Source organism: Streptomyces sp. CA-243310 (genome assembly GCF_050936775.1).
GTDB lineage: Bacteria > Actinomycetota > Actinomycetes > Streptomycetales > Streptomycetaceae > Streptomyces.
On record NZ_JBNJMF010000001.1, the window covers coordinates 2548237 to 2571889 of the forward strand.

The window sequence follows — 23653 nt, forward strand, 5'->3', positions numbered from 1 at the left end:
ACCTACCCCTCCGGTACGAACGCCGTCCGAAGTTCTTGCTTCAGTGAGCGTTGGAAGGCCGTCACCAGTGCCTGGACGACCATGGGTTGCATGTGCGCGGACAGCGCCTTCATGGACTCCACCCGCTCCGGGTCGTTCTCGCCCTCGGTGAACGGACCCCACACCTCGTCCCGGAACAACGCCGTCAACTCGTGCGCCGCGGTCCGCGCGTGCTCCAGCAACACGGTGCGGGCGGCCAGGATCGTCTCGTACGCGATCGGCACGTCCAGCAGCGCCACCCCGAGCCGCAACAGCCCCACGTCCACCCGGAAGCCCGCCGCGGTCGGCGCCAGCACGTTCATGGCGGTCAACCGGCGCAGGTCGCCGTCCGTCAGCGGCCTCCCGGCCCGCTTCTCCAACTCCTCACGCGAGGACTCCAGCGGCGCGTCGGGCGCCCAGGTGGCCACCAACGCCCGGTGGATCGCCAGGTCGTGGGCGCTGAGGTCGTCCGGCAGCGCGTCCAGGTACCGCTCGATGGCAGACAGGGTCATGCCCTGGTGCTGCAACTCCTCGATCAGGGCCAACCGGGACAGGTGTTCCGGCCCGTAGTGGCCCACCCGACGGGGACCGATCACGGGAGGGGGCAAAAGCCCGCGCGTGCTGTAGAAACGTACGGTGCGGACGGTCACACCCGCCCGGGCGGCCAGCTCGTCGACGGTGAGCGTGGGTTCCGGTGCCTGGGTGGTCATGGTCGCCGCCTCGCTCTCTGATCAGCACGGCCTGTTCGGCACGACCCGTTCATGCACAGCCTGCTTTCGGCACAGCCCTTTCGGTACCGAGGTTCAACAGTATTGCTGTCGCACCAACGATGTGAAACGGCCAGGAGCTGCCCATGACCACGAACCTGCGACTGCCCGGACGACCCGAGGAACTCACCCTCCCCGCCCTGCTGGCCCGCAACGCGGCCGAGCTGGGCGACCTGCCCGCCCTCTCGTGGCGCGAGGGCGCCGGCTGGAAGACCCTCGACTGGGGCGAGGTCCGCCGCGAGGTCGCCGTCCTCGCCGCCGGCTACGCCGCCCTCGGCGTCGGGCGCGGCGAACACGTCCTGCTCATGATGGGCAACCGCCCCGAGCACTGGCTCACCGACCTTGCGCTCGTCCACCTCGGCGCGATACCCGTGACCGTGTACGGCACCTCCGCGCCCGAGCAGATCGCCTACATGGCCCGCCACAGCCGGGCGAGGATCGCCGTCGTCGAGGGCGCCCGCGAACTCGCCCGCTGGGAACCGCTCCTCGCCGACGACACCGTCCCCCTGGAACGGCTCGTCGTCGCCGAGGCCGCGGACGCCGGCCCCCACCACACCTACGCCTCCCTGTACGCGGACGGCACCCGGCTGCACCGCGCCGACGCCTTCGAGAAGGCCTGGCAGGAGACCCGCCCCGAGGACCCGCTTACCGTCGTCTACACCTCGGGCACCACGGGCGACCCCAAGGGGGTCCGCCTCACCCACCGCAACATCGTGCTCCAGGCCGTGCGCCTGGACGGCGACGTGGACCTGCCCGAACACGCCGAGCACATCTGCTACCTCCCCTTCGCGCACATCGCCGAACGGGTCCTCGGCATCTACCTCCCCCTCCTGCGCGCCGCACACGTGCGACTCTGCGCCGACCCCACCGCCGTCGCGACGGCCGTGCGCGAGCTGCGGCCCGTGCAGTTCTTCGGGGTGCCCCGGGTGTGGGAGAAGCTCGCCGCCTCCGTACGGGCCGTCCTCGCACGGCTCCCCGAGGAGCAGCGCCGCGCCATCGAGTCCGCCAACGACCTGGCCCGGGAGCGCGCCGGCCACCGGGAGCGCGGCGAGGAGGTGCCGGCGGCGCTCGAAGCCTCGTACGCCGCCGCGAAGGAACGGGTCCTGGACCCGCTGCTGGTGCTGGCCGGGATGGACCGGCTCGTCTGGACGGCCAGCGCCACGGCGCCGATGCCGATCGACGTCGTCCGCTTCTGGGCCGGCTGGGGCATCACCATCATGGACGCCTGGGGACTGACCGAGACCTCCGGCGTGTGCACCGTCAACCGCCCGGACCACTTCCGGCTCGGCTCCGTGGGCCGCCCGATCGACGGCCTGGAACTCAGGCTCGCCGAGGACGGCGAGATCCACACCCGCGGCGCCACGGTCTTCGACGGCTACCTGCGGCCCGACGGCACGGTGGAGAGCGCCGCCGACCCCGAGGGCTGGTTCCCGACGGGGGACATCGGCCGGCTCGACGAGGACGGGTTCCTCTGGCTGACCGACCGCAAGAAGGAACTGATCATCACCTCGAACGGCAAGAACGTCTCGCCCGCCCTGGTGGAGAACACCGTCAAGGAGCACCCGTTGATCGGCCAGGCCCTGGTCCACGGCGACGGCCGCTCCTACCTGGTCGCCCTGCTGGTCCTGGACCCCGAGCTGGCACCCGTCTGGGCGGCGACCCGCGGCATCGAGGCCCCCACGCTCGACGAGCTCGCCGAGCACCCCGCCGTCGTCGAGGAGATCGCCCGCGCGGTGACGGCGGCCAACGCCCGGCTCAACCGCACCGAGCAGATCAAGCGCTACCGGCTGCTGACCGGGGAGTGGGGCCCCGAGACCGGAGAACTCACGCCCTCCCTGAAACTGCGCCGCCGGGTGATCCGCGAGAAGTACGGAGAGCTGATCGAGGGGCTGTACGAGGACCCGTACGACACGCCCTGACCCGGAGGGCCTCACCCTGTCCGGCGGGCGACCCCGTGCCCACCGGACAGGGCGAGGAACCGGCTCGACCCGTTCGAGCCGAGGGCGCGGGCATCCGGCCGGAACGCGCGAGGGGGACGGCCGAGTGTCCCGGCAGCGGAGCCCGGGCCGGTGGGCATCGCCGGCCGGAGCCGCGGTCAGCGGCGGACCGACTGCCGCGGTTCGTCCAGCCACGCACGCTGGCCGTCGCCGTCCACGGTGATCCCGAAGCGTGTGATGTGCGGCCGGCCCCTGACCTCGTACCAGGTGTACGCCGCCGTCACCTCCGCCCACAGATCGCGCGGCCCCCACGAGGTGACCGCGTCGTCCTCCCACCAGTCGCCGTACCGGACGATGGTGGCCGACGTGCCCGCCTCGTCGACGAACTGGACCCGCCGCTCGTCGCCGTCGCCGCGGTGCGAGGAGGAGACGTCCGGGACGAGGAGACCCATGGCGAAGTCCTGGAGGTACCCGCCCGTCATGGCCTGCGCGGGGTCGATCGGGGACCGCCGCCTCGTCGACCCCTCGGGGACGCGGAGGACGACCGCGGGTCGTTCGGAGCGGATCCACATGTACGCGGCCTCGCCGACGAACGCGCCCTGCGCCCGCGTGCCCGTGCCGTCCACGCGGAGCCGCAGAAGCCCCGCGTTGCTGTAGGCCGTACCGAACGGCGTCAGGATCACCCCGTCGGGCCCCGACTGCTCGACCCAGGCGTACGGTACCCGCCGCACCGCCGCCGTGCTGACGATTCGATCGAACGGCTCCCCGCCGGGGGCGCCCTTCAGACCGTCCCCGACGATCAGCTGCGGCCCGTACCCGGACGCCTCCAGGTTGGAGGCGCCCGTACGGGCGAGTCCCTCGTCGACCTCGATGGCGACCACCCGGTCCGATCCGACCCGCTCGCACAGCAGGGCCGTGTGATAGCCGGAGCCGTAACCGATCTCCAACACCCTCGATGTGGACGTCAGTTCCAGGTGGCAGAGCTTGCGCATGACGATGTCCAGGGCCGACACGGAAGAGGTGAGATCGCCGTCGGCCGGCCCCGGCGGGCGTGCGCCGTCGTCCAGTTGCGTGACCACCGACCGGTACGGGTCCCAGACCGCGCGACGCCAGGCCGCCGGATCCTCGTCGCGGTCGACGAACTGCCAGAGCCCCTCGGCGTCCCGCACGGGAAGCCACACGGCCGAGGGGACGAAGGCCTCCCGGTCCACGGTGTCGAAGGCCCGCGCCGGCCAGGGCTCACCCAGCAACCCGACGGTCGCCAGGGCCTCGCGACAGATCGCCCGGTTCACTTCTTGGCCGGCGGGGGAGAGGAAGGTCGAGGCGAGGGGCGGCCACCGTCCGGACTCGCCGGAGTGGGCGGCGGGGTCCACGGCTTGTCCGCCGGCGGACCGTTGTGCTTGCCCATGGATCTACTCCCGTCGTGGGGTGAACGGTGCGAGGGCGCCCGCCCGGTCGGGCGGGATTCAGCGGGTACCGAGAAAGATCGCGGCGAGGAGACCGGCGACGATCGCGACGGACGCGACCTGCCGCAGCCGCTCCGTCACCGGACCGCGCTCGATCGCCGCACGGCGAGCGCCGCGGCGAGGACGCGCGCGATGCGGGCCAGGTTCCGGGCATGGTTCCAGTTCGCGTGGTCGCCGCCGGCGCCGAGCGGGCCGACGTCGATGAAGTACGTCCACTCGACCAGGGCCGCTCCCTCGCGCTCCGTGCGCTGACCGGCGGGCAACGCCGTCACCGCGGCGTGGAGGGACTGTCCCGCGGTGATCAGGTCATCGATCAGACGGGCCACGCCCACGGCGTCGGGTCGTTGCTCGTAAGAGGCCAGGGCCCGCGACACGAGTTCCTCGAAGTGCGCTATGTCGTCGGGTGTCATGTGGGTGCTCCCTGCCGTCGTCAGTGGGTGGTAGGACGACGGTAGGGCCGGCACCGAGAGAACAGGGACACAGATTGTGCCCCCTTGATTACGCGGTCAACACACCCAATCGAACGGCGAGTTCGGAGGCCCGTCGACGGCGCTGCGGAGACTTCGCCTCGGCCTCTTCCAGGATGATGCGGCGAGCATGCCCGTTGTACCGAAGCGTCTCGGGCGCGGCCTCGTGGGCCTGTGCGAGCGTGGCCAGCGCCACATCGGGCTGGCCGTCAAGGTGGTAGGCGCGTGCCTGCTCGATCCGGTGCCGGGCTCGGCGCGGTCGGGACGGGATGGCCTCCGCCTCCGCGCGAGCAGCCTGCCGTGCCGACTCCCTGCCCGCGTGCAACTCGACCGCCACGGTCACCGCGTGAGCGCCGATGACCGACCGGGAGAAGCTCGTCACGGGGTGGAAGTAGTCGACGGGCAGGGCCTCGGCAAGGGCGCGCGCACTGTCCCAGTACCTCCATGCCGTGCCCGTCTCGCCCCGGCGCGCGGCAGTGATGCCGGCCTCGACGGTCAGCGCCCCCGCCACGGCCCGCACGTCCGCGCCGGCGTCGGGGAGGAGGGGCGTCAGGTAGCGAAGCGTCTCCAGGGTGACGGCGTCCGCAGCGTCCAGGTGCGTGCTCTCGCGGTGGGCCTGCGTGGTCAGCCACGCGGCGAGACCGATGGCGTGCGGGTCCTCGGAGTCCTGGGCGGCCATCATGCCGCGCTCGGCCACACGCCAGACGAGGGGGGCATCGGGCTGGTACGCGCAGAAGAACTGTGCAAGGAAGTAGACCTGCGCCAGCGAAGCCTGAGCGGCCTTTCTGTCGGCGACCGTGTCCGCTGCTCGGACCGTGGCCTGTGCGTCCTGGATCAGGTCCGGCAGCAGGGATCCGATGACGTCGCGGTGGTTCGGTGCGGAGTGCCGGGCCCGCCATGCTCGGGACAGGCGCGCGGACAGGTGCTCGGCGGACGGAGCCTCGCGAGTACCGCCGAGCTGGAGTGTGTTGAGGGCCTCGCGGACGGCGGCGAACCGCGCGTGTCCGGGCCCGGTGAACAGGGCGATGTGCATGGACTGATCCCCCGTGAGATCGGAGAGGTTTCCGACACGGAGTACTTCGGCGACGCGAAGGATCATCGGCAGGGCCGGAGTCTTCAGTCGGCCGGTCTCAAGGGCCTTGACCCACGAGCCGGACCGGCCGACGAGGCCGCCGAGTTGATCGCGGGTGAGCCCACGGCGGTTGCGGAGGATCTGCAGTCTCTGGCCGAAGGCCAGCTGTTCGCGGTACGGGTCCGGGGTAGCATCGGTAGACATGGGCCTTGCCCCTCTCCTTGCAGCTCGACACTGACAGGGTAGGGGGCAGGGCAGCTCTCGTGTGATCCATGAGGCACGAAAGCGCCCAGCCCGCCCGAAGGCGGGAGGGCGCATCGCCGGGCCCTGAAAGCTCGGTTGGCGTGTGCCGGAGAGCCCGCATCGCCAGACCGGAGCTTCGGGCCCCGGCCCTAGCGGCCGATCGTCGGGTAGTGGTCCGAGAGGTTGTCGTAGGTGTACGACGTGCCCCAGCTGGATACGGTCCAGGGCGCCGACTGCTCCTTCACCACGTTGTTCTCCCAGCCCGCCGGGCGGGCGTTGCCCTTGCGGTAGAGGACGTAGTCCAGGTCCTCGCGGGGGTCCGTCGGGTAGCGGTAGTTCGCGATCGAGTTCTGCGCCGTGTCGAAGGAGTACGGGTGGCCCGTGCGCGCGTCGGCGCCGGCCAGGTCCGCGTCCGCGAGCATGGAGGCGTACTCCGGGGTGTGGGAGTCGACGTTCATGTCGCCCGCGACGATGACCTGTTCGTTCGCCGGGATGTTCTTGCCGTCCAGGAACGCGTCGATGGTCTTGAACTGGCGGCTGCGCATCTGCGCCGCCTCGCCCGCGCCGCACCCCGGGTCGGTGGACTGGGCGTGGGTGCCTATCACGTGCACCTTCGCGCCGTTCACGTTCAGCACGACGTACGCGAAGCCCTTGTTGGACCACCAGTCGGCGCCGCAGGCGTCCTTGTAGACGACCTGCTCCTTGCGGACGATCGGCCACTTGCTCAGGATCGTGACGCCCCCGTCCTCCGGAGTGGTGGCGGAGTAGGCACCGCCCGTGGCGTCCCAGCCGCTCTTGCTCCGGCCCACGACGGGGGTCTGGTAGGGGTACCGCGCGGCCGAGTTGGCCTTCAGCGCGTCCGAGGCGCCGTTGTCGAAGGCCTCCTGGAGCACGACCACGTCGTGGCCCTGGTAGAAGGACGCCTTGGGGATCTCCGTCGCCCGGTGGTCCTGGCCCCAGTTCGGGTACAGGTTCTTGCTCATCAGGAACACGTTGTACGTCAGAACGCTGAGCCGGGGGGTCGCGGCGCTCTCCGCGGCCGTGGCGGCCGGCGCGGTGGTGACGGCCAGCGCGCCGGCGGCGACCGCGGCGACGGCCGTGGCGACGGCGCGACGAGAGCGGGGCGAGATCTGCAGCATGGAGGTCTCCATCATTCCTGCGGGGGAAGATCGACGCCGTCATACAAGCAGCACCAGTTACCTCTGGGTAACACCCATGCAGAGACTTTCTGTCCGGGGGACGACCGTCCGGTGCTCGCATACTTGTGTCATGAAGCAGACGGACCCCGCATCCCCCATCGGACCGACGGCCGCGCGCCGCCCCGACCCCGAGCCGCCCGCGCCCGGCGGAGTGCTGTGGACCATCGCCGGCGACGTCCGCGCGCTGCTCATGCTGCCCGCCGCCTTCACGATGCAGGTCGCCCACCCCGCCATCGGCGCCGGCGTCGACCAGTACTCCGTCTTCCGTACCGACCCCTGGGGGCGGGGCGAACGCTCGCTGCGCTCGGTCCAGCTCTGGGTGTACGGGGGCGACGAGGCCGCCGCCGAGGGCCGTCGGGTGCGCCGCCTCCACAAGGAGATCCAGGGCACCGACACCCGGGGCCGGCGCTACCACTCGCTCGACCCGGCCTGCTACTCCTGGGTCCACGCGACCGGCTTCCCGGTGTACCTGTATGCCGGGCGGTACCTGCTGCGCCGCTTCACCCCCGCCCAGGAGCGGCAGCTCTACCGCGAGTGGCTCCAGGTCGGCCGGATCCTCGGCATCCACGACCGGGACATGCCGCAGACCATCGAGGAGTACTGGGTCTACTACCACCGGATGCTGGCCGAGGAGATCGAGTCCACCCCGGTCGCCCGCGAGCTGGTCGCCACCGACGTGCCGCTGCCCCGCCCCGAGGGCGGCTCGCCGGCGGTCCGGCTCCTGCTGCGCCTGACCTGGCCGGTCCTGCGGGCGGTGTTCCTGCGCTTCCGGGCCTTCGTCACCGCCGGCTACATGCCGCCCGAGGCCCGCGCGGCCGTCGGGCTGGAGTGGACTCCGGCCCAGGAGCGCCGGCTCCGGCGGTTCAGCACGGCCGTGCGGATCCTCGTACCGCTGCTCCCGGAACGGCTGCGCTACCTGCCCCTCGCCCGGGAGGCCCGGGCCCGGTGGCGGGGTTCCCCGGCGGCGCCGACGCACCCTTGAGTACCGTCGTCGAACCGGCGCCCGCCCGCGATCACGCCGCTTGGCGTCCGAGCGTCGAGCCCATGGTCACGCCGTGGTTGCGTGCGCCGCCGGCCGCCACCTCCCCGACGGCGGCGCCTCCGGACGGTGACCGGCCGGCAGGGCCGCGGTCCGGGACCGGACCGGCCGCCGGGAGCGGCGACCGGTCCGGACGGCCGCCGACTCAGTGCTCGTGGATCGAGTTCGTCGCCGCGATCTTCTTCCAGGACTTCGGCTCCACCGGCTTGACGGCCGGCGCCTTGAGCGACCGGGCCGACGGGGAGGCGGCGGCCGGCGGCGCGAAGGCCGGCTTGCCGGGGGTGTAGAGCCAGGTCTCGAAGAGCTGTGCGAGGGGCTTCTTGGAGATCTTCTCCGCGTAGCGGACGAAGTCCCCGACCTTCGCGTTGCCGTAGGCGCGCTCGGTCGGCCAGCCCTTGAGGATCTGGAAGAACTTCTCGTCGCCGATCTCGTTGCGCAGCGCCTGGATGGCAATCGCGCCACGGTCGTACACGGCGCCGTGGAACTGGTTCTCCGCACCCGGGTCACCCGGCTTGACCTGCCAGAACGGGTCCTCGGCGGCGCGGGAGGCATACGTCCACTCGGCCAGCTCCTGCGCCGTGCCCTCGCCCTCCTTCTCCGACCACAGCCACTGGCTGTACCGGGCGAAGCCCTCGTTGACCCAGATGTCCTTCCAGTTGTCCACGGACACGCTGTCGCCGTACCACTGGTGCGCCAGCTCGTGGACGACCACGGAGACGTTCGAGCCGTTGGCGAACTGCCTCGGGCTGTAGAACGGCCGGGTCTGGGTCTCCAGCGCGAACCCGCTGGGAACGTTCGGGACGTAGCCGCCCAGCGCGTTGAAGGGGTACGGGCCGAAGACGCCCTCCAGCCACTCCGCGACCTCGCCGGTCCGCTCCACGCTGGCGCGCGCCGCACCGTCGTTGTCGCCGAGGTCCTTGCTGTACGCGTTGAGGATCGGCAGGCCGCTCGCCGTCTTGTCGGTGGTGATGTCGAACTTGCCGATGGCGAGGGTGGCGAGGTAGGTGGCCTGCGGCTTGTTCGAGCGCCAGTTGTAGCGGGTCCAGCCCAGCTTCGACGTCTGCGACTGGAGCACGCCGTTGCTGATGGCCTGGGTGCCGTCCGGGACGTTCACGGAGACGTCGAAGGTGGCCTTGTCGAGCGGGTGGTCGTTGCTCGGGAACCACCAGATCGCCGAGTCGGGCTCCTGCGCCGCCACGCCGCCGTCCGGGGTGCGCTGCCACGCCGACCAGCCGTCGACCTTGAACTCCGAGGGCTTTCCGGCGTACTTGACGACGACGCTGGCCTGCTTGTTCCGCTGGAGCGGCTGGGCCGGCGTCACTTCCAGCTCCTGGGTGCCGGAGGTGGCGAACTTCGCCTTCACCCCGTTGACCCGGATCTCGCTCACCTTGAGGCCGAAGTCGAGGTTGAAGCGGGACAGGTCCTGCCGGGCGGTCGCCAGGAGGGTGGCGGTGCCCTCCAGGAGGTCCGTCTTCGGCTGGTACTGCAGGCGCAGGTCGTAGTGCGAGATGTCGTACCCGCCGTTGCCGCTCGCCGGGTAGTAGGTGTCGCCGATACCCGCGGCGCCCGGGACGGAACTCGCCGCGGATGCCGGGATCACCAGCAGGAGGGAGGCGGCGAGCACGCTCGGGGCGATGACTTTCCGATGCACGAAGAGCTCCAAGGGGTAGGGGAGACAGTTCCGTTCAGGGGTCTCGTCGTTCGACCGTATTCACGCGCGGTGCCCCACGTCATGTCCATGGCCCCTGCTGTCACATGATCGCCATTCGGCCGTCACAGGCCGTCGATCACGGACTCCGGCGTGTCGGGCGCCGCCCGCCGGACGAAGTCCGGGTTGCGGCGCGGCGTCCACGCGACGGACGTCCTCGCCGAGCTCCGACGGCGTCCACCCGGCGGCGCCCGGCCCGGCTCGGCCCGCTCACCCCGCCGGGGCGGTACGAGCGCCTCGGCCCGCGCCCACGCCGGCCCGCCGCGCGAGAAAGTCCGGAAAGGGTCGGGGCGCCACGGGGCGGGGGGGAACCCGTGAGGAATCCGGTGTCGGGTGTCCCGCCCGCCACCTTGCACCATACTAAGCAGTCGGTAATCTGCCGGGTATGACTCTTCCCCCACGCGCCGCCCGGCACTGCTGGCACGCGGTGATCAACCCGCTGCACGCCTTCCTCTACTTCTCCCCGGACCTCGCGAAGGAGTTCGCCGCCCTGGGGGTCACCGACCGCGTCGCGGTCAACCTCGCCTCCCGGTCGGCCGCCATGGGCACCGTGGGCCCCGGCACCGTGACCGCCACCTTCTACAACTACCGCCACGACCTCGTCGCCCGGCACCTGCCCGCCGTCTGGGACACCCTCACCCCCGAGCAGGCCCTCGCCGCCCGGCTCCGCGCCGCCGACTCCACCCTGCGCCGCCTCCTCGGCACCGAGACCATCGAGTCCGCGGAACTCGCGGAGACCGCCGACCTCGCCGAGCACGCCGCCGAGGGCTGTACCCGACACGCGCGCGTCCTGTACTCCGCCCACGCCGACCTCCCCGTCCCCGAGGAACCGCACCTGCGCCTGTGGCACGCGGTGACCCTGCTGCGCGAACACCGCGGCGACGGTCACCTCGCCGCCCTGCTGCTCGCCGGCCTCGACCCCGTCGAGGCGCTGATCAGCCACACCGCGACCGGCCGGGGCATGGCCCCGAAGTGGCTCAGGGCCACGCGCGGCTGGGAACCCGCCGACCTGGAAGCCGCGGCCGACCGGCTGCGGGCCCGCGACATCCTCGACGCGGACAACGAACTCACCGCACACGGCAAGGCCGTACGGGAGGCACTGGAGGCCGACACCGACCGACTCGACGCCGCCCCGTACGAACACCTCGGCGCGAGCGGCCTGGCCCGCCTGGGCGAACTCGGCGGAGCCCTCACCGCGAAGGCCTTCGCGGCCGGCGCCTTCCCCCCGGACCTCATCGGCAAGGCCTGAGAGGAGGGGCGGCGACCGGCGCGGGACACGGCTCCCGGCGTCCGTCACCGGCACCTGCCACAATTGGCAGCCTTCCACGCATCCCATGCAGACGTACGAAGGCAGGCAGGACCGCACCGTGACGATGTCCATCGAAGGCAGGATCGCCGAGGAGCTCGGCGTACGGGAGCGGCAGGTCAAGGCCGCCGTCGAGCTGCTCGACGGCGGCTCGACCGTGCCGTTCATCGCTCGCTACCGCAAGGAGGCGACCGAGATGCTCGACGATGCCCAGTTGCGCACCCTGGAGGAGCGACTGCGGTACCTGCGCGAGCTGGAGGACCGCCGCGCGGCCATCCTCGATTCCGTGCGGGAACAGGGCAAGCTCGACGCGGAGCTGGAGACCCGGATCAACGCGGCCGACACCAAGGCCCGGCTGGAGGACATCTACCTGCCCTTCAAGCCCAAGCGGCGCACCAAGGCGCAGATCGCCCGCGAGGCCGGCCTGGCCCCGCTCGCCGCGGGGCTGCTGGCCGACCCCTCCGTCGAACCGGCCGTCGCCGCCGCCGCGTTCGTGGACGCCGACAAGGGCGTCGCCGACCCGGCCGCCGCCCTGGAGGGCGCCCGCGCCATCCTCACCGAGACGTTCGCCGAGGACGCCGACCTCATCGGCGAGCTGCGCGAACGCATGTGGGGACGCGGCCGGCTCGCCGCGAAGGTCCGCGAGGGCAAGGAGGAGGCGGGCGCCAAGTTCGCCGACTACTTCGACTTCGCGGAACCCCTCACCGCGCTGCCCTCGCACCGGGTCCTGGCCATGCTCCGCGGCGAGAAGGAGGACGTCCTCAGCCTCGACCTGGAGCCGGAGGAGCCGAGCGACACGCCCGGCCCCTCCACGTACGAGGGCATGGTCGCGCGCCGCTTCGGCGTGGGCGACCGGGGCCGCCCGGGCGACAAGTGGCTCGCCGACACGGTCCGCTGGGCCTGGCGCACGAAGATCCAGGTGCACCTGGGCATCGACCTGCGGACCCGCCTGCGGGCCGCCGCCGAGGACGAGGCCGTACGGGTCTTCGCGGCCAACCTGCGCGACCTGCTGCTCGCCGCACCCGCCGGCACCCGCGCGACGCTCGGCCTGGACCCGGGCTTCCGTACCGGCGTCAAGGTGGCCGTCGTGGACGCGACCGGCAAGGTCGTGGCCACCGACGTGATCCACCCGCACGTCCCCGCCAACAGGTGGGACGAGTCCGTGGCGAAGCTGGCGCGGCTGGCCGAGGAGCACGCGGTCGACCTGATCGCCATCGGCAACGGCACCGCCTCCCGCGAGACCGACAAGCTTGCGGGCGACCTCATCACCCGCCACCCCGGGTTGGGGCTGACGAAGGTGATGGTCTCGGAGGCCGGCGCGTCCGTGTACTCCGCGTCCGCGTTCGCCTCGCAGGAACTCCCGGACATGGACGTGTCGTTGCGCGGCGCGGTCTCCATCGCCCGCCGCCTTCAGGACCCGCTGGCCGAACTCGTCAAGATCGACCCGAAGTCGATCGGCGTCGGCCAGTACCAGCACGACCTGTCCGAGATGAAACTCTCCCGGTCCCTCGACGCGGTGGTCGAGGACTGTGTGAACGGTGTCGGCGTCGACGTCAACACCGCCTCCGCGCCGCTGCTCTCACGGGTCTCCGGCATCAGCGGCGGCCTCGCCGAGAACATCGTGGCCCACCGCGACGCCAACGGCCCCTTCCGCAACCGCAAGGGCCTCAAGGGCGTGGCCCGGCTGGGCCCCAAGGCCTACGAGCAGTGCGCGGGCTTCCTGCGGATCCGCGACGGGGACGACCCGCTGGACTCCTCCAGCGTGCACCCCGAGGCCTACCCGGTGGTCCGGGCGATGGGCAAGACGGCGGGCGGCGAGGTGGCGTCCCTGATCGGCAACGGCGCGGTCCTGCGGTCGCTGCGGCCGGAGCAGTTCGTCACCGAGACCTTCGGGCTGCCGACCGTCACGGACATCCTGCGCGAGCTGGAGAAGCCCGGTCGCGACCCCCGGCCCGCCTTCAAGACGGCAACCTTCAAGGAGGGCGTCGAGAAGATCGGCGACCTGGCCCCCGGGATGATCCTGGAGGGTGTGGTCACCAACGTGGCCGCCTTCGGGGCGTTCATCGACATCGGCGTCCACCAGGACGGGTTGGCGCACGTCTCCGCGTTGTCGAAGACCTTCGTCAAGGACCCGCGGGACGTGGTGAAGCCGGGCGACATCGTCCGCGTGAAGGTCATGGAGGTGGACATCCCGCGCAAGCGGATCTCGCTGACGCTGCGACTGGAGGACGAGGCCGGGGCGGACCGTTCCGCCGGGGCGCCCCGGGACCGGGAGGAGCGCCGGGGCGGCGGCCGACCCCCGCAGCAGCGCGGCGCGGCCCCACAGGGCGGCCAGGGAGGCCAGGGCCGACGGGGCCAGGGCGGTCAGAGCGGTCAGGCGGGTCAGGCGGGTCAGGGCGGTCCGCGCCAAGGCGGCGGTCAGGGCCGGGGCGGTCAGGGCGGTCAGCGCCAGGGAGGCGGGCAGGGATCCGGAGCCCCGGCGCCCGCCAACAGCGCGATGGCCGACGCCCTGCGCCGTGCCGGCCTCACCGGCAAGGAGGAGCGCCGAGGCCGCTGACGGGGGTGGCGCGTGAGATCACGCCGAGGATGGCCGAATAGGTTCTCCACACGGGGACATACCTTGCCAAGCACCTCAAGTGATCTGTAGGGATGGTGGAACGCCCGTTCGTGACGCGCGGACGGGCTTCCGCATTTCCCTCAGGGGCCGAACTCCTCGGGGCCGTCTCATGGCACAGGATGTAATGCCCATGCCCACGCACACCTATGAACGCTGCCCGAGAAAGGGTCCGAAGAGGGAAGACATGCCCTATCGGAATCTCAGCCTGCGCAAACGGTGCGAGAACATTCTCGGCCATCTGGACCTGACGCATCCTTTTTCACTCGACAGCCTGTGCGCCCGGATGGCGGAGCAGCGCGGCCGCCCGATCCGGCTGCACCCGCTGCCCAAGGAAGCCGCCGAGTCCGGGGTCTGCGGACTGTGGGTGGGTACCGCCCGCGTCGACTACGTCTTCTACGAGGCCCAGACCACCCCCCTGCACCGCGAGCACATCGTGCTCCACGAACTGGGCCACATCCTCTTCGGGCACCACTCGCTGGAGGGCGAGGAGACCGACGGGCACGCCCCCGTGGTCCTGGGCCGCACCAACTACACCACGCGCCAGGAGCGGGAGGCCGAGATGCTCGCGAGCATGATCCGCATGCGTGCCGTCGGCCCCGGCCCCCGGCCCGGAACGGCCCACCGCGGCGCCCTCGCCCGGCTGGAGTCCGCCATGGGCTACGAACAGGGTGTGCGCGATGGCGGCTGAACTGACCGCCATCGGCGACTGGCTCGCCGTCCCCAGCGTGGTGATCCTGTGGCTCGCCGTCCTGCTGCGAGCCCCCGGCGCCCTGCGCTCCCCGCAACAGCGCGGCCTGTGGCTCGCCGTCGCCACCGCCGCCGCGGCGATGACCCTGAACCTCCCCGCCGTCGTCGCCTACGCGACGAGCCGCGACACCGCGTACGCCCACACCATCGGCCTGGTGCGCAACCTCATCGGCGTCCTCTCCGCAGGAGCGGTCCTGTACTTCGTGGCCGCCGCCACCCGCGGTCGCAGGCTCCAACTCGCCGCCTGGATAGGCACGTCGGCCTGGCTCGCCACCCTGGTCGCACTCGACGTCGCCGCGCCCGAACACGGCACCCACGCCATGCCGCCGGTCGGGGACCCCGTGCCGTCCCTCGCCTACTGGCTGGTGCTGATCTCGGCCCACCTCGTCGCCAACACGGTCTGCGTGTACGTCTGCCGGCGCTACAGCCGCCGGACCGAGAGCCGGGGACTCGCCCTGGGTCTGCGGCTGTTCGGCCTCGGCACCGCACTGGCCGGCCTGTTCTGGTTCGCGTACCTCCTCAAGGCCCTGTTCGCCAACACCTGGGCGATGCCCGCCCTGCCGCTCATGATGAACCTGCACGGACTGCTGCGCGCCGCCGCGATCCTGGTGCCGACCCTCTTCGCGCTGCGCCGCACCACCGCCGACATCGCCACCGCCTGGCGCCTGTGGCCCCTGTGGCGGGACCTGGTCCAGGCCGTGCCGCACGTGGTGCTCTCGGCCTCGCGGGCCGGGCGGATCATGGAGCTGCTGTGGCCGCCCATGCCGCGCCACCTGCTCGTGTACCGGAAGGTCATCGAGACGCGCGACGCCATCCTGATCCTGGGGGAGTACGTGGCCCCGGGCGTACCGGAACTCGCCCGCAGCCACGTCGCCGGGAGCGGTATCCCCGAACAGCGGCGCACCGCAGCCGCGTTGGCGTGCGTACTCAAGGAAGCCCGACAGACCAAACTCGCGGGACTGCCCGGCCGGCAGCCGGGGGACACCGCGGTCCTGGAACTGCCGCCCGCGATCCAGACCTCCGCGGAGGCGGGCGACCTGGAGGAGGAGGCCCGCTTCCTCGTGGACGTCGCGGAGGCCTACGCCTCACCCTCGACCACCGGCTTCACCCCCTGACCCGTACCGCCCCCGACCGTTCGACGACACGGAAGTGACGCTCTCTTGACCACCGTTCTGATCACCGGGGCCAACGCCGGCCTCGGCGCTGCCTTCGCGCGCGGATTCGCCGCCAAGGGCTGCGGCCTGGTGCTCGTGGCCCGCGACAAGGACAGGCTCGACGCCGTCGCCGCGGCACTCGGCCGGGAGTTCGGCGTGACCTGCGAGGTGCTGCCCGCCGACCTGCTCGACGCGGAGGAACGCGCGACGGTCGAGGACCGCCTCGCGGACCGGGCCCACCCCGTCGACATCCTGGTCAACAACGCCGGCTTCGGGCTGCCCGCGCCCTTCCCCCACAGCCCCCTCGCGGACGAGGAACGGATGCTGGACCTCCTCGTCAAGGTTCCGCTGCGCCTCACCCACGCCCTCCTGCCCGGGCTGCGCGAACGCCGCCGGGGCGCGGTCCTCAACGTCTCCTCCGTCGCCGGACTGCTGCCGACGGGGACGTACGGCGCGGCCAAGGCCTGGGTCACAGCGTTCAGCGAGTCCCTGCGCGTCGACATGGAGCCGTACGGGGTCCGGGTGCTGGCGGTGGTCCCGGGCTTCACCCGCACCGAGTTCCAACAGCGCGCCGGAATGGACGTCAGCGCCCTGCGCGAGGCCGTCTGGCTGGAGCCCGACGCGGTGGTCGCCAAGGCCCTGAGGGACCTGGCCCGCAGCCGGCCGATCAGCATCACGGGCCGCCGCTACCAGGCGTACGCGCTCGCCGTACGCCACCTCCCACGCGGTTTCGTCGCGCGGAAGATGGCCCGCGAACGGCGCGCCCCCGGACAGGGCGCCACGCGCTGAGGCCTGCGGCCGGGGAGCGGGGCCGCCTCCGGGCGCCCGGCCCCACCACCGGCACGGCCCGGCGGACTACAGCTCGGTGACCCTGCCGTCCGCGACCTCCAGGCGGCGGGTCACCTGGACCGCCTCCAGCATCCGCCGGTCGTGGGTGACCAGCAGCAGCGTTCCCTCGTACGACTCCAGGGCGGCCTCCAACTGCTCGATGGCCGCGAGGTCGAGGTGGTTGGTCGGCTCGTCGAGCACCAGCAGGTTCACCCCGCGACCCTGGAGCAGTGCCAGGGCCGCCCGGGTCCGCTCACCGGGGGAGAGGGTGGCGGCCGGGCGCAGCACGTGCACGGCCTTCAGCCCGAACTTGGCGAGCAGGGTGCGGACTTCGGCGGGCTCCGTCTCCGGGACCGCCGCGCAGAAGGCCTCCAACAGCGGCTCTTCCCCGAGGAACAGTCCGCGGGCCTGATCGACCTCGCCGACCAGGACACCCGAACCGAGCGTGGCCGAACCGGAGTCGGGGGTGAGCCGGCCCAGCAGCAGGGCGAGCAGGGTGGACTTCCCGGCGCCGTTGGCCCCCGTGATCGCGACCCGGTCCGCCCAGTCGATCTGCAGGTGCGCGGGGCCGAAGGTGAAGTCCCCCCGCCGGACGCTCGCCTCGCGCAGGGTGGCGACCACCGAGCCGGAGCGCGGCGCCGCGGCGATCTCCATCCGCAGTTCCCACTCCTTGCGGGGCTCGTCCACCACCTCCAGCCGCTCGATCGCGCGCTGGGTCTGGCGGGCCTTGGAGGCCTGCTTCTCGCTGGCCTCGCTGCGGAACTTCTTGCCGATCTTGTCGTTGTCCGTGGCCTTGCGGCGGGCGTTCTTGACGCCCTTGTCCATCCAGCCGCGCTGCATCGCGGCCCGGCCCTCCAGCGCGGAGCGCTTGTCGGCGTACTCGTCGAACTCCTCGCGGGCGTGGCTGCGGGCCCGCTCGCGCTCCTCCAGGTAGGCGTCGTAGCCGCCGCCGTACAGGTTGACCTCCTGCTGTGCCAGGTCGAGCTCCAGCACCTTGGTGACGGTGCGGGTGAGGAACTCGCGGTCGTGGCTGATGACGACGGTGCCCGCGCGCAGGCCCTTCACGAACCGCTCCAGCCGCTCCAGGCCGTCGAGGTCCAGGTCGTTGGTGGGCTCGTCCAGCAGGAACAGGTCGTAGCGGGAGAGGAGCAGGGACGCCAGGCCGGCGCGGGCCGCCTGCCCGCCGGACAACGCCGTCATCGGAAGGTCCAGGCCGACGGCCAGACCGAGGTCGTCGGCCACCTCCTGGGCCCGCTCGTCCAGGTCGGCGCCGCCGAGGTTCAGCCACCGGTCGAGGGCCTCCGCGTACGCGTCGTCCGCGCCGGGCGTGCCGTCCACGAGCCCCTGCGTGGCCGCGTCCAGCTCGGTCTGCGCGTCGGAGACACCGGTGCGGCGGGCGAGGAACTCCCGGATCGACTCGCCGTCGCGACGCTCGGGCTCCTGCGGGAGGTGCCCCACGGCGGCGGTGGGCGGCGACAGCCGCAGCTCGCCCGTCTCGGGGGTGTCCAGCCCGGCGAGCAGGCGCAGCAGGGTGGACTTTCCGGCGCCGTTGACGCCGACGAGGCCGATGACGTCCCCGGGGGCGACGACGAGGTCGAGATCGGCGAACAGCGTGCGCTCACCGTGCGCGGCGGTGAGCTTCTTGGCGACGAGGGTTGCAGTCATGATCTGCCGATCCTATCGGCGCACGCACCCCGGCCGGCCGGCCGGTGGCCCGCCGGGTCAGGTGCCCAGGACCCGCAGGCCCGCCCACAGCGCGGTCACCGCCGCCACGATCGCCGTCGGGGTGGTCAGCAGGCCCAGGCGGGTGAAGTCGCCCAGGGCCACCCGGTCCCCGTGCACGTGCAGCAGGCGTCGCCACAGCAGGGTGGCCAGCGAGCCCGCGTAGGTCAGGTTCGGGCCGATGTTGACGCCGATCAGGACCGCCAGCACCGGGCCCGCCCCGCCCGGGGCGGCCAACGGGAGCAGGGCCAGCACGGCGGGCAGGTTGTTGATCAGGTTCGCCAGCACCGCGGCCACGGCCGCGACCGCGAGCAGGGCCGCCAGGGAGTCGCCGGCCGGCAGCACCGCGGCCAGGCCGTCGCCGAGCCCGTGGTCCACCACCCCCACGACCACCACGCCCAGCGCGAGGACGAACAGGCAGAACGCGGGCGCCGCGGAGGCCACGACCCGTCGCGGGGTGGTCTCCCGGCGCCACAGGGCCCGTACGGCCAGGACCAGCGTGCCGGCCAGCGCGGCCCAGACCGGGCTCGCCCCCGCGAAGGAGGCCACGGCGAAGCCGGCCAGGGTCAGCGCGAGCACCACCAGCGCGAAGCGGGGCATCGGCGCCTCCTCGGCCGCCTCCGGCACGTGCTCCGGCGGGGCGCTCAGGTCGGCGCGGAAGTAGCGCCGGAACACCGCGTACTCCACGGCGATGGCCACCAGCCACGGCAGCGTCATCAACGCGGCGAACCGGGTGAAGCTGAGGCCGCTCGCCGCGAAGGCGAGCAGATTGGTCAGGTTCGACACGGGCAGCAGCAGGGACGCCGTGTTCGCGAGGTGCGCGGTCGCGAAGACGTGGGGCCGCGGCCGGGCACCGAGCCGGGCCGCCGTCGCCAGCACCACCGGGGTCAGCAGCACCACCGTCGCGTCCAGGCTCAGCGAGGCCGTGACCACCGAGGCGATGACGAAGACCCCGCCCAGCAGGGTCACCGGCCCGCGCCCGGCGGACCGGCGGGCCACGGCCGCCCCGGCGGCCCGGAAGAGGCCCTCGTCGGCGCACAACTGCGCGAGGGCCAGGATCACGGCGAGGAATCCGACCACGGGCAGCAGTTCCCGGACCTGGGTCCACGCGTCCGCGGGCGACACCACCCCGAGGGCGATGAGCAGGCCGGCCGCCGGCACCGCGGCCGCGGCCTCGGGCAGCCCGCGGGGACGGACCACGGCGAAGGCCAGCACGGCGAGCAGCAGCGCGATCGAGAGGGACTCGGCGAGGACGGTGTTCAGGGGACTGCTCCGGGCGGTTCGGGTGGTCAGGACGGTTCGGACGGTCAGGACGGTTCGGGTGCTGCGGACGCCTCGGGTCGGCGGGCGCGGGCCGGCCATGACGCCCCCGACAGGATCGCAGCATCGCCGGCGGTGTCCGGATAAGTGGGATGCCCGTCATTGCGGCCATGACTCCCGGGGTCACACCATGGAGCCATGTCGTCGCGAAACGTGCTGGTCGTCCTCTACGACGGTGTGCAGAGCCTGGACGTGACCGGTCCCGTGGAGGTCTTCGCCGCCGTCGCCCGCTTCCCGGGCCGTCGCGGGTACGCCATCCGCACGGTCTCCCCGGGCGGGGCGGCGGTCCGCACGAGCAGCGGTCTGACGCTCGTGCCGGACGGGGACCTGGAGAGCGCCCGGCCCGACGAGGAGACCACGCTGCTGGTGCCCGGAGGGCGGTACACGGGTGACTTCGAGCCCCGGATCACCGATTGGCTGCGCGTGTACGGGGGTCACGCGGGGCGCCTGGTGTCGGTGTGCACGGGGGGACTGCTGCTGGCCGAGGCGGGCCTGCTGGACGGGCGCCGCGCGACCACGCACTGGATGGTGTGCGAACAGCTGGCCAGGGACCATCCGGCCGTCACGGTCGAGCCGGACCCGATCTACGTGCGGGACGGGCGGGTCACCACCTCGGCCGGGGTCACCGCCGGGATCGACCTCGCGCTCGCGCTGGTCGAGGAGGACCACGGGCGGGACACGGCGCTGGTGATCGCCCGGCACCTGGTGGTGTTCCTGCGCCGACCCGGCAACCAGGCCCAGTTCAGCGCCCAACTCGCGGCGCAGACCGCGCGCCGGGAGCCGTTGCGGGACGTACAGCAGTGGATCACCGAGCACCCGGGCGAGGACCTCGGCGTGGAGGCGCTCGCGGCCCGCGCGGCCCTGTCGCCGCGGCACTTCGCACGGGCCTTCCGGGCCGAGACCGGGGTGACGCCCGGCCGGTACGTCGAGCGGGTGCGGGTGGAGCACGCGCGGCGTTTGCTGGAGGAGGGCGCGGAGGGCGTGGCGCAGATCTCGCGTGCCTGCGGGTACGGAACGCCGGAGGCGCTGCGCAGAGCCTTCGTGAAGACCCTGGGCCAGTCCCCGGCCGAGTACCGGCGCCGCTTCGGCGCAGCCCCGGCGTGACCACGTGCACCCGGGGTGCCCCACGAGTTTGCCGGGTGCGGGCTCCCGCCCCCGGACGATCACCGCTCAGGAGGAGCCATGCAGATCGCCGTACTGCTCTACGACGGGTTCACCGCCCTCGACGCCATCGGCCCCTTCGACACCCTCGGTCGCCTCCAGGGCGCCGAGACCGTCTTCGTCTCCGAGCGCCCGGGGCCCGTGCGCACCGACAACGGGAGCCTCGCGCTCGTCGCCGACAAGTCGCTGGGCGAGGTGACCCGCCCGGACGTCGTCGTCGTGCCCGGCGGGCCGCACCCCGAGACGCAGATGGAGAATCCCGCCGTGCTCGACTGGCTGCGCGAGGTCGACGCCACCACCACGTGGACCACTTCCGTGTGCACGGGCTCGCTCCTGCTGGCCGCCGCCGGCCTGCTCGACGGGCGACGGGCCACCGGCCACTGGCTGTGGCTGGACCGGCTGCCGGCGTTCGGCGCCGAACCCACCGGGGAGCGGGTGGTCTTCGACGGCAAGTACGTGACGGCCGCCGGGGTGTCCTCCGGCATCGACATGGGGCTCACGCTGCTCGGCCGGATCGCGGGCGACGAGTTCGCGCAGATCGTCCAGCTGATGACCGAGTACGATCCGCAGCCGCCCTACGACGCGGGGTCCCCCGAGAAGGCCCCGGCCGAGATCGTCGCGATGCTGCGCGGGCTCAACGCGGCGGAGGCGTCCAGGTGAAGACGGGGGTCCGGCGTTCCAGGAACGCGGCCACTCCCTCCGCGGTGTCCCCGCTGCCGGCGGCCTGCGCCGACCAGTGGGCGTCCCGGTCCTCGCGGCCGTTCGCGAACTCCTTCGCGGCGCCCTGGGTGAGCGGCGAGCGTGCCGTCAGGATCCGGGTGAACTCGGCCACCCGCTTGTCCAGTTCACCGGCAGGCAGCAGCTCGTCGAGGAAGCCGGTGCGCAGCGCCCGATCGGCGTCGATCAACTCCGCCGAGAAGAGCAGGTACTTGGCCGTCGCCGGTCCCACGAGAGCGGTCAACCTCCGTGTCGAGGAGGCCGGGTAGACGATGCCGAGCTTCGCCGGGGTCACCCCGAACGAGGAACCCTCCTCGGCGAACCGCAGGTCGCAGGCTGCCGCCAGTTGGCTGCCGCCGCCCACGCAGAAGCCCCGGATGGCGGCGAGCGTGGGTTTGGGGAAGGCGGCCAGGGCCTCCTCGGCCGCGACGGCCAGCGCCTGCGGATCGTCGGATCCCGTCAGCGAGGAGATGTCGGCGCCCGCGCAGAAGGTGGCCCCGGCTCCGGTCAGCACGAGGACCCGTACGGCCGGGTCGGCCGCCAGGCCGGACAGCAGGCCCGGCAGGGTCCGCCACATGTCGGCCGTCATGGCGTTGCGCTTCGCGGGATGGGAGACGACGACGGTGGCGACCCCGCCGGCCACGCGGTGAAGGAGGGCTGCGTCCATGCGCCGGATGCTATCCCGGGCCGTCGATCCGATGATCGGGGGAGTCGGTCGGGGCCGGCCGGCGTGGTCGGGGAGGGCGGGCCGGCAGCGGGGCCGCTTGCTGCGGGCGGGACGCGCGAGACGTCCGAGAAGAGCGCATCGCGGGATCAGGAACGGTCGGACAACCGACTCCGTCATACGCCATTGGTCAGAAAGCGTCCGATTGGCGCTGACTTATGGTCAGCGACGCGGTCCGGACCAGGCCGGTGCCCACTCTTGACGCGTGGAGACGATCGAGCGCGAAGACGGGGGTCGGAAGATGGACGACAGCGGGAACACCCCGCCGGCGCAGGGGGGTGAGCCGGAGGCTCCGGCCGACCCCCTCGCGTACGAGGGCGTGTGGCGATTCACCGCTCCCGCGGTGGAAGAATCCGTTCCTCAGGCCCGCCGGGCGGTTCGTGACCTGCTCGGCCGGCAGGGGGTGCCGGCCCATCAGGACCTGGTGTACTCCCTGCTGCTGATCGTCTCCGAACTGGTGACGAACTCCGTCCGGCATGCGGCCCTGCTCTCGCCCGAGGTCGCGGTCGAGGTCGCTGTGGGCCGTGCATGGGTACGGGTGGCCGTCGAGGACAACCACCCGTACCGCCCCAAAGCCCTCGAGGCCGATTTCGGCCAGACCGGCGGACGGGGTCTGCTGCTCGTCCGGGAGATCACGCTGGAGGCCGGCGGCGTCTGCGACGTCGAGCACACCGCGACGGGCGGCAAGGTGATCTGGGCGGCGCTGCCGCTGACCGTCCCCACCGGGCCGTCGACCCCCGCCCCGCACGTGTGAGCCACGTGCGCGGCAGGCGCCCGCGCCCCTGCGCGGGGACTACCAGCCCGCGGCGTCCCCGGTCAGTTCGCGGATCGCGGGCCGGGCAGCGTCGAGCACGGTCATGAACCACGCCGAGAACGGTGCCTCGGCATGCCGCTTCACCAGCTCGTCGGCGGTGACGAACGCCGTCTCCCCGACCTCTTCCGGATCGGGCCGCAGTTCAGCCTGGGCGAGTCCCACGAACAGGTGGTTGTACTCCTGCTCCACCAGACCCGACGCGGGGTCGGGGTGGTTGTAGCGCACCGTTCCCGCCTCGGCGAGCAGCGAGGGCGAGAGCCCCAACTCCTCGTGGGTGCGCCGGGCGGCGGCCGCGAACGGCGACTCCCCGGGGTAGGGGTGACCGCAGCAGGTGTTCGACCAGACGCCGGGGGAGTGGTACTTCCCCAGGGCCCGCTGCTGTAGCAGCAGCCGACCCTGCTCGTCGAAGAGGAACACCGAGAACGCGCGGTGCAACAGACCGGGGGCCTGGTGGGCGGAGAGCTTCTCCGCCGTGCCGATGGTGTTGCCGGACTCGTCGACCAGTTCGAGCATGATCGCTTCTTGGATCCCGGTGCCGGTGGACGCGCTGTTCGCGGCGGTGGCTGGTGTGGTCGGCATACCCATCCTTCGCTTCGGACTTCGGCCCTCAAGTCTGCCGTACAAAAG

20 protein-coding genes are annotated in these 23653 nt (G+C 72.4%); 10 read left to right on the forward strand and 10 right to left on the reverse strand.

The window, feature by feature from the left end:
- Positions 1–2 precede the first annotated feature (2 nt).
- Entirely contained in the window at positions 3–728 is a 726-nt protein-coding gene (locus ACQEVM_RS11560; protein WP_433077609.1) for a MerR family transcriptional regulator, read from the reverse strand.
- Between the two features lie 143 nt (positions 729–871).
- Between ACQEVM_RS11560 and ACQEVM_RS11565 the strand changes: the two genes are divergently transcribed.
- A complete protein-coding gene (locus ACQEVM_RS11565) occupies positions 872–2704 on the forward strand; it encodes an AMP-dependent synthetase/ligase (protein WP_433077611.1) in 1833 nt (610 codons plus the stop codon).
- Positions 2705–2880: 176 nt separating this feature from the next.
- Here the strand turns inward: ACQEVM_RS11565 and ACQEVM_RS11570 are convergent, their stop codons facing one another.
- The 4 genes from ACQEVM_RS11570 to sph form a co-directional block, all read right to left on the reverse strand.
- On the reverse strand, positions 2881–4095 hold the full coding sequence (locus tag ACQEVM_RS11570) for a protein-L-isoaspartate O-methyltransferase family protein (protein ID WP_433077613.1): 1215 nt from the start codon (positions 4093–4095) through the stop codon (positions 2881–2883).
- Between the two features lie 170 nt (positions 4096–4265).
- Positions 4266–4598 (reverse strand): hypothetical protein, encoded by a 333-nt coding sequence (locus ACQEVM_RS11575; RefSeq protein WP_433077615.1) that lies wholly within the window; start codon positions 4596–4598, stop codon positions 4266–4268.
- An 88-nt stretch (positions 4599–4686) separates the two neighbouring features.
- Positions 4687–5931 carry a helix-turn-helix domain-containing protein gene (locus tag ACQEVM_RS11580; RefSeq protein WP_433077617.1) on the reverse strand — a complete coding sequence of 415 codons (1245 nt, stop codon included), beginning with the start codon at positions 5929–5931 and terminating at the stop codon, positions 4687–4689.
- A gap of 188 nt (positions 5932–6119) precedes the next feature.
- Complete coding sequence (sph, locus tag ACQEVM_RS11585) at positions 6120–7109, reverse strand: sphingomyelin phosphodiesterase (protein ID WP_433077619.1); 990 nt, start codon at positions 7107–7109, stop codon at positions 6120–6122.
- Between the two features lie 130 nt (positions 7110–7239).
- On the opposite strand from sph, the gene ACQEVM_RS11590 reads away from it, so the two are divergent.
- Positions 7240–8151: an oxygenase MpaB family protein gene (locus ACQEVM_RS11590; RefSeq protein WP_433077621.1), complete on the forward strand. Its 912-nt coding sequence runs from the start codon at positions 7240–7242 to the stop codon at positions 8149–8151.
- A gap of 202 nt (positions 8152–8353) precedes the next feature.
- Here ACQEVM_RS11590 and ACQEVM_RS11595 read toward each other — a convergent pair whose 3' ends face one another.
- A complete protein-coding gene (locus ACQEVM_RS11595; RefSeq protein ID WP_433077623.1) occupies positions 8354–9859 on the reverse strand; it encodes a M1 family metallopeptidase in 1506 nt (501 codons plus the stop codon).
- A 442-nt stretch (positions 9860–10301) separates the two neighbouring features.
- Between ACQEVM_RS11595 and ACQEVM_RS11600 the strand changes: the two genes are divergently transcribed.
- The 5 genes from ACQEVM_RS11600 (at position 10302) to ACQEVM_RS11620 (ending at position 16529) form a co-directional block, all read left to right on the forward strand.
- Positions 10302–11165, forward strand: a complete 864-nt coding sequence (locus tag ACQEVM_RS11600; protein ID WP_433077625.1) for an SCO6745 family protein — start codon at positions 10302–10304, stop codon at positions 11163–11165.
- Positions 11166–11283: 118 nt separating this feature from the next.
- Complete coding sequence (locus tag ACQEVM_RS11605; RefSeq protein ID WP_433079949.1) at positions 11284–13779, forward strand: Tex family protein; 2496 nt, start codon at positions 11284–11286, stop codon at positions 13777–13779.
- Between the two features lie 244 nt (positions 13780–14023).
- A complete protein-coding gene (locus ACQEVM_RS11610) occupies positions 14024–14527 on the forward strand; it encodes a hypothetical protein (RefSeq protein WP_433077627.1) in 504 nt (167 codons plus the stop codon).
- On the forward strand, positions 14517–15701 hold the full coding sequence (locus ACQEVM_RS11615) for an MAB_1171c family putative transporter (RefSeq protein ID WP_433077629.1): 1185 nt from the start codon (positions 14517–14519) through the stop codon (positions 15699–15701). The genes ACQEVM_RS11610 and ACQEVM_RS11615 overlap by 11 nt, the downstream gene beginning before the upstream one ends.
- Positions 15702–15746: 45 nt before the next feature.
- Positions 15747–16529, forward strand: coding sequence for an SDR family NAD(P)-dependent oxidoreductase (locus ACQEVM_RS11620; RefSeq protein WP_433077631.1), 783 nt, complete (start codon positions 15747–15749; stop codon positions 16527–16529).
- Between the two features lie 66 nt (positions 16530–16595).
- Here the strand turns inward: ACQEVM_RS11620 and ACQEVM_RS11625 are convergent, their stop codons facing one another.
- Entirely contained in the window at positions 16596–18233 is a 1638-nt protein-coding gene (locus ACQEVM_RS11625) for an ABC-F family ATP-binding cassette domain-containing protein (RefSeq protein WP_433077633.1), read from the reverse strand.
- Between the two features lie 57 nt (positions 18234–18290).
- The gene (locus ACQEVM_RS11630) at positions 18291–19553 is read right to left on the reverse strand and encodes an ArsB/NhaD family transporter (RefSeq protein ID WP_433079951.1); all 1263 of its coding nucleotides are present in this window, start codon (positions 19551–19553) and stop codon (positions 18291–18293) included.
- A 195-nt stretch (positions 19554–19748) separates the two neighbouring features.
- On the opposite strand from ACQEVM_RS11630, the gene ACQEVM_RS11635 reads away from it, so the two are divergent.
- Positions 19749–20714, forward strand: coding sequence for a GlxA family transcriptional regulator (locus ACQEVM_RS11635; protein WP_433077635.1), 966 nt, complete (start codon positions 19749–19751; stop codon positions 20712–20714).
- Between the two features lie 78 nt (positions 20715–20792).
- A complete protein-coding gene (locus tag ACQEVM_RS11640) occupies positions 20793–21431 on the forward strand; it encodes a DJ-1/PfpI family protein (protein WP_433077637.1) in 639 nt (212 codons plus the stop codon).
- On the opposite strand, the gene ACQEVM_RS11645 is transcribed toward ACQEVM_RS11640, so the two are convergent.
- Entirely contained in the window at positions 21406–22155 is a 750-nt protein-coding gene (locus tag ACQEVM_RS11645; RefSeq protein ID WP_433077639.1) for an enoyl-CoA hydratase/isomerase family protein, read from the reverse strand. The genes ACQEVM_RS11640 and ACQEVM_RS11645 overlap by 26 nt on opposite strands.
- Before the next feature lie 298 nt (positions 22156–22453).
- On the opposite strand from ACQEVM_RS11645, the gene ACQEVM_RS11650 reads away from it, so the two are divergent.
- Positions 22454–22966, forward strand: coding sequence for an ATP-binding protein (locus ACQEVM_RS11650; RefSeq protein ID WP_433079953.1), 513 nt, complete (start codon positions 22454–22456; stop codon positions 22964–22966).
- Between the two features lie 39 nt (positions 22967–23005).
- Here ACQEVM_RS11650 and idi read toward each other — a convergent pair whose 3' ends face one another.
- Positions 23006–23605 (reverse strand): isopentenyl-diphosphate Delta-isomerase, encoded by a 600-nt coding sequence (idi, locus tag ACQEVM_RS11655; RefSeq protein WP_351383287.1) that lies wholly within the window; start codon positions 23603–23605, stop codon positions 23006–23008.
- Positions 23606–23653: the final 48 nt, after the last annotated feature.

Excerpts from the sequence above, each read along its gene's own strand:
- ACQEVM_RS11575 (WP_433077615.1), bottom strand. The coding sequence starts at position 4,598 with ATGACACCCGACGACATAGCGCACTTCGAGGAACTCGTGTCGCGGGCC.
- ACQEVM_RS11650 (WP_433079953.1), top strand. The coding sequence starts at position 22,454 with ATGGACGACAGCGGGAACACCCCGCCGGCGCAGGGGGGTGAGCCGGAG.
- idi (WP_351383287.1), bottom strand. The coding sequence starts at position 23,605 with ATGCCGACCACACCAGCCACCGCCGCGAACAGCGCGTCCACCGGCACC.
- ACQEVM_RS11635 (WP_433077635.1), top strand. The coding sequence starts at position 19,749 with ATGTCGTCGCGAAACGTGCTGGTCGTCCTCTACGACGGTGTGCAGAGC.
- ACQEVM_RS11580 (WP_433077617.1), bottom strand. The coding sequence starts at position 5,931 with ATGTCTACCGATGCTACCCCGGACCCGTACCGCGAACAGCTGGCCTTC.
- ACQEVM_RS11565 (WP_433077611.1), top strand. The coding sequence starts at position 872 with ATGACCACGAACCTGCGACTGCCCGGACGACCCGAGGAACTCACCCTC.
- ACQEVM_RS11610 (WP_433077627.1), top strand. The coding sequence starts at position 14,024 with ATGCCCTATCGGAATCTCAGCCTGCGCAAACGGTGCGAGAACATTCTC.
- ACQEVM_RS11615 (WP_433077629.1), top strand. The coding sequence starts at position 14,517 with ATGGCGGCTGAACTGACCGCCATCGGCGACTGGCTCGCCGTCCCCAGC.
- ACQEVM_RS11590 (WP_433077621.1), top strand. The coding sequence starts at position 7,240 with ATGAAGCAGACGGACCCCGCATCCCCCATCGGACCGACGGCCGCGCGC.
- ACQEVM_RS11645 (WP_433077639.1), bottom strand. The coding sequence starts at position 22,155 with ATGGACGCAGCCCTCCTTCACCGCGTGGCCGGCGGGGTCGCCACCGTC.
- ACQEVM_RS11625 (WP_433077633.1), bottom strand. The coding sequence starts at position 18,233 with ATGACTGCAACCCTCGTCGCCAAGAAGCTCACCGCCGCGCACGGTGAG.
- sph (WP_433077619.1), bottom strand. The coding sequence starts at position 7,109 with ATGCTGCAGATCTCGCCCCGCTCTCGTCGCGCCGTCGCCACGGCCGTC.
- ACQEVM_RS11560 (WP_433077609.1), bottom strand. The coding sequence starts at position 728 with ATGACCACCCAGGCACCGGAACCCACGCTCACCGTCGACGAGCTGGCC.
- ACQEVM_RS11640 (WP_433077637.1), top strand. The coding sequence starts at position 20,793 with ATGCAGATCGCCGTACTGCTCTACGACGGGTTCACCGCCCTCGACGCC.
- ACQEVM_RS11600 (WP_433077625.1), top strand. The coding sequence starts at position 10,302 with ATGACTCTTCCCCCACGCGCCGCCCGGCACTGCTGGCACGCGGTGATC.